Annotated in this window: 1 protein-coding gene; it reads left to right on the plus strand. The window is 46.0% G+C overall.

Annotation, left to right across the window (positions count from 1 at the left end; genetic code table 11):
- The first annotated feature begins 140 nt into the window (after window positions 1–140).
- On the plus strand, window positions 141–1,898 hold the full coding sequence (locus ACO9K6_RS20885; RefSeq protein WP_424769456.1) for an IS1182 family transposase: 1,758 nt from the start codon (window positions 141–143) through the stop codon (window positions 1,896–1,898).
- Window positions 1,899–1,917: the final 19 nt, after the last annotated feature.

Here is a 1,917-nt window from a genome sequence, read left to right on the forward strand (position 1 = left end):
AAGGGGCTGTCCAGAAAGTCAGTGAAAACTGACTTCTGGCAGCCCCGTTTTTGTTGAATTCTAAAAATACGCACAAAAAAACCGTCATTTCCTGTAAAATGAAAGTTACCACACAAACATCTCAGAAAGGGACGGTTTTTATGCGTAATCTTACGACTACTAATGAACAGTATACCATGCAACTGGCACTACCTCTAGGGGGTTTGGAAGAAAAGACGGTTTCTAAAAGAATGCTTGCTCCTACCTTCAAAGCCTACGATAACAAGCAAGTGCACTTAATATTAGATCTTGAGGCACTTATCCCTACTCACCATGTAGCTCGTGTGATTGACGAGATGATTGAAGCCATTCCTGACGAGCAGTTGTTTGCTCATTATGTCGGAGGCGGCCGAAGCTCCTACCATCCCAAATTGATGTTGAAAGTGACCCTCTACGCCTATTCACAGAAGGTCTACTCCTGCCGTGGCATCGAAAAACTGCTGCAAGAAAATGTTCCAGCGATGTGGCTGGCTGCGATGCAACAGCCCGACTTCCGCACCTTGAATGACTTCCGTGGTGTGCGAATGAAATCGCTCATGGACGAGCTTTTTGAAACGATGATCCGAAAGCTCATCGACGACAACTACATCACAATGGAGAACTACTTCTTAGATGGCACGAAGATCGAAGCCAATGCTAACAAGTATTCCTTTGTGTGGAAAAAATCCACGCTACGCTTTGAAGAAAAGCTTAAGGAAAAGGTGCAGGCAACTCTTCAGCATATTCACGCGATCACACAGCAGGAAGCTGGCGAATGCGTGGAAGCAGCGTCAGAAGAACTTCCAGCTCGTTTAGAAGCAGCAGCGGTTACATTAGAGGAAAAGATCGATGAATTAACAGAGCAAATCACAGAGGAAACCAGTAGCGAAGAGCGGAAAGAATTGCGGAAGCATCGCAGTGCTTTGAGGAAGCCACTGAAGCACATTCGTGAGGACTTTCTTCCGCGATTAGCCCAATATGATGGGCAGAAATCCCGCTTTGGTGATCGCAATAGCTTTTCCAAAACCGACCCAGATGCCACGTTTATGCGAATGAAAGAAGACCACATGAAGAATGGTCAACTTAAACCTGGCTACAATGTACAGATGGCTACCGAAAACCAATTTATTTTGTTTTACAGCCTACATCAACGACCGACGGATACGCGCTGCTTCATTCCGCATATGGAGCAACTTGCAGCGTCTTCTTTGCCGATGCCCAAAACCGTAATTGCAGACGCTGGCTACGGGAGTGAGGAAAACTATTTATATGCGATGGGCGAAGAAAAAGAGCCGCGATTCGATTTTCTCATCCCTTATGGCAGCTATATGCACGAACAAACCAAACGCTACAAAAAAGACATGAAGCATGCAAGCAATTGGACGTATGAAGCGTTGGATGATCGTTTTGTTTGCCCGAACGGTCGCTATGTTCCATTTAAGAAGTACCAGACGAAGAAGAATAGCTCTGGTCTGGAGCAAAGCTTCAAGATTTACGAGTGTGAAGACTGCAGCGATTGCCCATTGAAGGCAGCATGCACAAAAGCAAAAGGCAACCGCCAAGTTCACTGGAACACGGTATGGGAAGAATTAAAAGCGAAGGCAAAAACAGCCCTTGAGGATGACGAAAAATCCGCGATCTATGCTCGGCGTAAAGTCGAGGTCGAGAGCGTTTTTGGTCACATCAAGGGCAACCGGTCGTTCCGCAGGTTCTCCTTGCGGGGGCTGGAGAAGGTTTATGTAGAATTTGGGATTGTGGCCATGGCCCACAATCTACTGAAAGTAGCAAGTGCCCGCCTTGCTACTTTCCTGGAAAACCATATGCAAAAAAAAGTTGGACGGAAAACATTACGTTTTTCCGCACAACTTTTTTTGTTTTAGAGACTTATTGGACAGCCCC

The organism is Paenibacillus praedii (genome assembly GCF_049725345.1).
Taxonomy (GTDB): domain Bacteria; phylum Bacillota; class Bacilli; order Paenibacillales; family Paenibacillaceae; genus Pristimantibacillus.